Origin of the sequence: Sodaliphilus sp., assembly GCF_045598405.1 — a bacterium.
Classification (GTDB): domain Bacteria; phylum Bacteroidota; class Bacteroidia; order Bacteroidales; family Muribaculaceae; genus Sodaliphilus; species Sodaliphilus limicaballi.
Window position 1 is genome coordinate 1 of sequence record NZ_JAZLLZ010000050.1, and the last position, 7,216, is coordinate 7,216.

Annotated in this window: 7 protein-coding genes; all 7 read left to right on the forward strand. The window is 44.6% G+C overall.

Annotated features, from left to right (window positions below):
- Positions 1–710: 710 nt before the first annotated feature.
- A complete protein-coding gene (locus ACKI3C_RS04580; protein ID WP_407402513.1) occupies positions 711–1,214 on the forward strand; it encodes a zinc ribbon domain-containing protein in 504 nt (167 codons plus the stop codon).
- Positions 1,215–1,221: 7 nt separating this feature from the next.
- Complete coding sequence (locus ACKI3C_RS04585; RefSeq protein ID WP_407402515.1) at positions 1,222–2,322, forward strand: tetratricopeptide repeat protein; 1,101 nt, start codon at positions 1,222–1,224, stop codon at positions 2,320–2,322.
- Positions 2,323–2,338: 16 nt separating this feature from the next.
- Positions 2,339–3,454 carry an SPFH domain-containing protein gene (locus tag ACKI3C_RS04590; RefSeq protein WP_407402517.1) on the forward strand — a complete coding sequence of 372 codons (1,116 nt, stop codon included), beginning with the start codon at positions 2,339–2,341 and terminating at the stop codon, positions 3,452–3,454.
- A 12-nt stretch (positions 3,455–3,466) separates the two neighbouring features.
- Positions 3,467–3,808 (forward strand): hypothetical protein, encoded by a 342-nt coding sequence (locus tag ACKI3C_RS04595; RefSeq protein WP_407402519.1) that lies wholly within the window; start codon positions 3,467–3,469, stop codon positions 3,806–3,808.
- Positions 3,809–3,810: 2 nt separating this feature from the next.
- Positions 3,811–4,173, forward strand: a complete 363-nt coding sequence (locus ACKI3C_RS04600; RefSeq protein WP_407402521.1) for a hypothetical protein — start codon at positions 3,811–3,813, stop codon at positions 4,171–4,173.
- 4 nt (positions 4,174–4,177) lie between these two features.
- Complete coding sequence (locus ACKI3C_RS04605; RefSeq protein ID WP_407402523.1) at positions 4,178–5,641, forward strand: hypothetical protein; 1,464 nt, start codon at positions 4,178–4,180, stop codon at positions 5,639–5,641.
- A gap of 314 nt (positions 5,642–5,955) precedes the next feature.
- Entirely contained in the window at positions 5,956–7,089 is a 1,134-nt protein-coding gene (locus tag ACKI3C_RS04610; protein ID WP_407402525.1) for a tyrosine-type recombinase/integrase, read from the forward strand.
- The last annotated feature ends 127 nt before the right edge of the window (positions 7,090–7,216 follow it).

Consider the following 7,216-nt stretch of genomic DNA (forward strand, 5'->3'; position numbering starts at 1 on the left):
GCTTTTATAATAAATGATGCTAATTTATTGTCCAGTAGGACAATATCTAAATAACCCCCACCGCCGAACGTAGTGGCGGTGGGGGTATAGGTAAACCGCAAAAATGCGTCCAGCAGGACGCTAATCGGAGCAAATTGGTGAGACTCAAATGGTTCCATATGCTAAAGTTGAGTTAATTTAGACAAAATGGAAAACCTCTGAGGGAGAAATTGCAAACGGAGACATGCTGTTCACGAAATATTTTTTGTCAAGCAAAAAAAATCCCGCTTTCTTGTGTGCCTTTCCTGAAAAATGTGTATCTTTGCAACATAATAGTCTATGTCACGTGATTTGACAAATAATCACGACTTGACAAGATTCTAAATTCTGTAAAAGCGTCATTAACGCTTTGTTCTGGGCTGTTTGAACCTGAGAAACTCAAATTGTGTGTCAAGAACAATGTCGGATGTGAATGCTACAAGTATGCATATAAGTATACTGGAGTGTGCATGTGAGGGTATATTGTATCCTCAAAGCACACTTTTCTGGTGTACTAGTTTCATACCTAGCGTAGGCAGTCACTCTACTTGTTTACACACGAGGCAATCTCAGGGCCTAAACAGCAGACAAGTGGAGATGGGAGCCTACGTTTTTGCGTTTTTAGTGGTATGTAACTCAAATACTTATCGCCCGACCGAGGCTTCTAAGGGCATTTACATTATTTTACAAAGATGGCACTACTACAATGTCCCGAGTGTGGCAACACCATTTCTAACCAAGCAACTTCATGCCCAAAATGCGGTTTACCCTTACAGCAACAAGCACCTCAGATCCCGCAATACCCTTATGCTCCAGCTTCTGGCTATGTGCAGCCTGTTTATAATGCCGCACCGCCGCGCCCAGCATTGACTCCCGAGCAAGAAGAATGGCTCGACAAGTTTCACTGGGGGCCTTTTACCTTTAGTTGGATCTGGGCACTATGTAATGGCCTGCTTATACATGCTCTTATCACACTCGTAGCATGTTTTTTATTTGGTGTATTTGTACTGGTTGCAGGCTTTGTTTTTGGATTCAAGGGGAATCGTTGGGCTTGGGAAAAGAGCAAAGCAAGTACATTTGAAGAATATGTATCAAAGCAAGAGTCTTGGGACAAATGGGGTCGCAATATCTTTGGAGTTAATATCGTCGTTTCTATGTTAATGATCATGGTTTACCTTGGCTTTATACTAAAGTAATAAGATTATGAAAAACAGATATAAATTCACCAGCCTGCTTGCTGTGTTGTTCAGCGCATTAGTTTTAGCAAGTTGCTCCACCGATATTCCTCATGAGTTGGAGATGGGCAAGAACGCCTTTTACAACAATAATGACGTCATGGCAAAAAACAAGTTTAAGAAATGTGCCGACATGGGCGACTCGCAGGGGCAATTCTGGCTAGGGTATATCACTCTATTGCTTGGTGGACATTATTCCGAAACCGACTCTCTAGCTATGACGGAGGAAGAACGAGGCAAGTATATCTTTGATTTGTTTCAAAAGTCGGCCTCCCAAGGCGATGGTGATGGATGCTGGGGCCTTTATAATTGCTACATGGGTGGAATTGGCGTTGTGAAAGACGAAAAGAAAGCTGCCGATTATCTTGATAAATCAGTGGAACTGAACAGCAGTTGGGGCTATGTCGACAAGGGGTATGAACTGATTCACAAAAACCAAGTCGAGGAAGGTCTCAAGCTGATCAAGAAGAGTGCTGATGCCCAGAATTATCGCGGAATATGCGTCCTCGGCTCATGCTACTATGCCGGCGTAGGCGTTGAGAAAGATGTAAATAAGGGCATTGAACTATTGACCGAAAGTGCTGAGCATCGAGACGTCCGTGCAAACAGTGCTTTGGCAAGCCTCTATTTCAGTGGCACTGATAATATTGAGCCAGACTATAACAAAGCATTCAAATATGCCCAAAAAGGAAATTATGACGGTAAAACCGAATACATCCTCGCCCAATGTTACATCTTTGGCCACGGAGTTGAGAAAAACATAGACCGCGGTGCATATCATGCTCGTTGCAGTGCCGAGTTAGGGTTTGTGTTGGGACAATCATTGTGGGCAAGTTGTTGTGTAGACGGCTATGGCACGATGCAGGATGCAGTTAAATACTATCAGATGGCTGCCGAACAAGGCGATATTATTGCTACAACCAGATTGGGCAAAATCTATCTTAATGGCACTGCTGGCGAGATCAACTATACTAAAGCAAAGAAATATCTCAGGAAGGCTGCCTCACAAGGCAACGAGGAGGCTAAGGAATTGCTTGAGCGAAACTATTATTTATTAAATTATTATTAATCAACTAGATATTATTATGGCACTGATAGATGTTGTCAGCGTTCAAATGAACAATGGCATACTAGTGAAAAAATTTCCGAGTGACGACCTGCGACTGGGCACGCAACTTGTAGTATATCCAGGCCAGACGGCATTCTTCGTGAAAGGTGGAAAAATCTTTGACCAGTTTGAGAGCGGCACGGTTACGCTGACCACCAACAACATACCGCTGCTAAACAAATTGATTAACTTGCCTTTTGGCAGTGAAAGTCCTTTCAAAGCCGAGGTGTGGTTTGTCAACATGACAGCCATCATGGCAACCAAGTGGGGAACAGCAACACCATTGCAGTTAGAAGATCCCAAATATGAAATCATTGTCCCTGTGCGCAGCTACGGCCAGTATGCTTTCCGCATAGAGGAACCTCGTCAGTTCCTAGAGACTCTGGTGGGTAACCAAGCAAGCCTGTCGACAGCAACCATCCAGCAATATTTCAAGGGACGCGTGATGTCATTGCTCACTAATATCATCAGCGACAAACTGGTGCGTGACAACATTTCCATCCTGAAAATCAACTCGCACATCAGTGACATATCAGAATACTGCTGCGAGAAGATAAACGAGCGATTTGCGCAATATGGCCTGCACCTCACCGAGTTTGACATCATGTCAATAACCCCCAAGGAGGATGACCCGAGTTTCATAAAGCTCAAGGAAGCCAAGGACCTTGCGGCTCGACTCAAGATAACTGGTCGCGATGTTTACCAGATGGAGCGCAGCTTCGACGTGATGGACTCTGCCGCCAGCAATGCAGGCGCAGCAGGTGCCATGATGGGGGCTGGTCTAGGATTGGGCGCTGGCATGAGTGCCGGGGCACAGATGGGGCACATGGCACAACACCTCAACACCAATCCTGCACCAGTAGCACCTCCACCTCCTCTGCCGGGGAATAACTACCAGTATTTTGTCGCAATTAATGGCCAGCAGAATGGCCCCATGGACTTTAATGCCATGGTCTCTCTGCTCCAGAATAACCAAATCAATGGCGACAACCTAATTTGGCGAGCAGGAATGGCTGGATGGGAAAAGATTGCGTCGCAGCCAGAGTTTGCAAGCGCACTTAATTGCCCTCCACCTCTACCACCAACCCTATAAAACGTAAACACGATGAAACAAGTAGTATTAATTTTAGGAATACTAGCAATCGCAGCCAACCTGCTTTTTGGTTACATCATCACAGCCTACTTGTGGCGTGCGGCATTGATGTCGTCACTTGCCCTGGGAGCGGGGGTCGCTATGTTGATGCTGGTATCTAGCGTGAACATGAAAGATGCGTTCCGCATTTCATTGAATGTATTGTTTCCTCTTCTCACCCTAATTCAGTTTATAACATTATTATTTGTGCCTCAAGAAGGATTCAATAGCCTTTGCTATGTGATTGCAATAATTATATTCTTGTTGCAGTGCGTGCTTCTTGTTGCGGCGAATAGTGTCAGTAAAATAAATTAACTATGCAGATTTCATGTCCCGAATGTGGCTGTCCCTATGATAGCAGCAAACCCACTTGCCCAGAGTGCGGTAATCCCACACAAGCAGCACACCCCGCAGCTGTGCCTGTAGCACGGCCTGTGGGCATTCCTGCAGCGCAAGCCGTGAGCACACCTGCAACACAAACCACCACGTCGTCTAATTGTCCAAGTTGCGGTGCACCCATAGGAGCGGGGACCGCTTGTGAATACTGCGGTTGTGCTTATCCTCGCATTATTCCGCAGGTGCCTCAACAAGTAATTATTAACAACCAACCTGACCAGACCACAGCAGCCATTAGCGGCTTCCTGGGAGGACTGGTGGGCGGAGCACTAATTGATTGGTAATACTATGGCTATCGTTCCATGTCCCTATTGTGGAGGTAAAGTATCGGACAAGGCTTTTACTTGTGTGCATTGCGGTGGTGAGCTGAGCGAACTGCACAATCACGCGCCGAAGCCCTATCAGGAAGAACCCGTTGTCCCTGAAGAAGAGCCCCAAAACGAACCGACTGTTGAAGAACAAAACGAATTTAATGTCGAAACCTATAGCAACGCATCCAGTGACTATTCCGTGGCATTAATTTTTATTGCGGTGATGCTGGGATGCGGCTGGTGCCTTTTAGACATTTATGGCTTGCATCTTGCCTTTGCCGACTTGCCTAGTGGCAAGGCCGAAGGGTATTATATTACCTCTACCACGGTATGTGTGATTACAATGATAATTGTAGCACTGCTCGCCGCAGTCAAGTCAATGCGCACAATCTTTAAGATTCTGTTGGGCATATCAACCTTAGTAACAGTAATCTCTCTAGGTTTTAGTGCTTATTATGCCCACAACCCCACCGAGCTGATTGACATGGATTACTTGGCTCGTTTCTACTATGACAAGAGGGATTTTAAAACTTCCGTGAAGTGGTGCGCCGTGGCGGCAAATAGTTCCAACGAGTCAAGCTCGCGCTTGATGCTAGCCGATGCTTATCTAGAAGGCCAAGGCGTTAACCATGACTATAAAACGGCAATGAGCTGGTACAAAAAAGTCTTGGATTTCCCCCACAACCAGGAAGAAACTGCCTATGCCCTCTTCAAGATGGGCGTCATCTATCAAGATGGGCTGGGTGTTGCAACGGACAACAACACAGCAACCCAATATTTCAACTCGGCATTAAGCACGGTCAAGCTGGTTAAGGCAATGACAACCTATCCCTTCCTTGAAGACAAGATTAATGCCCGCCTGCACAAACAAGCCGATGACATGCAATTCGCACTTGATGCCAAGAAGCGCGACGAAGCCCGCAACCTCTCCACCATCGACCTCTCGGCATTTTTGCTTCACGGTTGCGTAATGACAATGACAAGCTATTCGGGACAATGTTTCACTAAGTGCACATTCAACGAGACTGGGCGATTGATTAAATATGAGATGGGCGACAATCACGAGACCCACGGGTATAAGATATCGCACAATGGCAACGAACTGGGGCTAGTCATGAATGGAACCTACGACTCGTGGGGCGAATCCTACGAGGTGAGAGGTGGCAAGCTGGTTAAATATGAGTCAGGGGGAGACGGTGCGGGAGACCGATGCACCTACTCCAACTTTGATGCCAACAACTGGCCACTGACCGAGACAGTCTATGAATACTACCTAGGTGATGTCGATGAAGCCGACGGGTGGAGGCTTTCAAGAAAAAACACCTTCACCTATACCGACATCGACGAGTATGGCAACTGGAGAAAAAAGCTTGATGCCTCTGGAAGCATAGTAGAAACAAGAGATATCGAATATCACCCCATAATGAGTCTAAACAATTAAGTTAGGTTTTTAACTTTCGCTAAGTTGCTAACTTGATCAATTTGACAGGTTATAGGTTATCGGTTATAGAAGAGAAATCCATAAGCAAAACAGGATGCTTATGGATTTTTTCATGTACTCTCGCCGGGTACACAACCCGCATTTTAACCCCTTTTTAATCAATATAGAAAGTATTGAAATACAACGAGATAATTTGTTAATGGTTTGCAGTGGTTTGCAGAAAATATAAAATAATCTGCTTTTTTGTGACCCCCGTGTGACCCCCGTGTTATTTTTTTTACTATCTTTGCAGAGAAATCAAAACAAATAAAAACATGGCAATCAAGATTAACAACAAAAAAGGGGATAACCCAAAATTAGAGCCGAAAGCGAAAGCAGACGGAACAACCGCATTAAGGTTAAAATTTTATTTCGGTCGTGATACTCGCACAGGTAAGCAAATAATTCGCAAAGAAACATTGCATGGTCTAAACCTTATAACCAACCCCCGCACACCTTTTGAACGTGAGCAAAATCGCCAAGTGTTATTACAAGCCGAGCAAATAAGGCATGACCGTCAACAACAACTAATAACACTTGACTATAACATTACAATCACAAAACCGCAAAGGGTTGATTTTATAAGCGAGTTTTCAAAGTACATTGACAACTACAAAAAAGGAGATAAGCGGGTAATGGTTGCAGTATATAATAACCTGTGCAATTTCTTGCAAGACTATGCACCGCAATTTGTCAATAAATTTCCTATTCAAGCATTAACCAAAGACTTTATAATATCTTTCGTTGAATACTTGCAAGACAATCACACGGGAGAGGGCGCACACACTTACTATGCGAGATTTAAGAAATTTATAAACTATTGCATTGACCACGATATGATAATAAAAAACCCCTGTAAGGGTGTAACAATCAAGTCCGACCAACTGCAAATGAAAAAGGATATTTTGACCGCTGACGAAATAGAACAACTTGCGGTAACCGCTTGCGGTAGTGATGTAGTGAAACGAGCCTTTTTATTTAGTTGTTTCAGTGGCTTGCGCTTTTGCGATGTTTCAACAATCACGTTTGCGAGTGTGGACTATTCACGCAAGACAATCACATTTAGGCAAGCCAAGACAGGCGGGGAGTGTGTTTTGTCCTATGGTGCAAAGTTTGATGAAAAGATACTGCCACTAATAGGGACAGGCAAAAAGCACGAAAGGATATTTAATTTACCAAGTTCAACCGCTTGTAACAAAGATGTGCAAAGGTGGGTAAATAGGGCGGGAATTGATAAACACATAACATGGCATTGCGCCCGCCATAGTTACGGCACAAATCTATTAACCAAAGGCGCAAATATCAAAGTAGTTGCGGACTTATTAGGACATAGCAATTTACAAATGGTTGAAAGATATGTAAGAGCCACGGACAAAGCGAAACAAAATGCACTTGAAAGCATATTATAACACCTGTGGGGTGTGGCTCCATGAGAGAGAGTAACACCCGCCAGTTTCCTGTCAGCATCAACACCGACCTGTGAGCCTGTGAGCCACACCGACCACCATACAGGGCGGGAACCTGTGGTAATGGGTA

What these genes read in the sequence shown, in the direction of transcription:
- ACKI3C_RS04600 (WP_407402521.1), top strand. Translation starts at nt 3,811, where the DNA reads ATGCAGATTTCATGTCCCGAATGTGGCTGTCCCTATGATAGCAGCAAA.
- ACKI3C_RS04605 (WP_407402523.1), top strand. Translation starts at nt 4,178, where the DNA reads ATGGCTATCGTTCCATGTCCCTATTGTGGAGGTAAAGTATCGGACAAG.
- ACKI3C_RS04585 (WP_407402515.1), top strand. Translation starts at nt 1,222, where the DNA reads ATGAAAAACAGATATAAATTCACCAGCCTGCTTGCTGTGTTGTTCAGC.
- ACKI3C_RS04590 (WP_407402517.1), top strand. Translation starts at nt 2,339, where the DNA reads ATGGCACTGATAGATGTTGTCAGCGTTCAAATGAACAATGGCATACTA.
- ACKI3C_RS04610 (WP_407402525.1), top strand. Translation starts at nt 5,956, where the DNA reads ATGGCAATCAAGATTAACAACAAAAAAGGGGATAACCCAAAATTAGAG.
- ACKI3C_RS04595 (WP_407402519.1), top strand. Translation starts at nt 3,467, where the DNA reads ATGAAACAAGTAGTATTAATTTTAGGAATACTAGCAATCGCAGCCAAC.
- ACKI3C_RS04580 (WP_407402513.1), top strand. Translation starts at nt 711, where the DNA reads ATGGCACTACTACAATGTCCCGAGTGTGGCAACACCATTTCTAACCAA.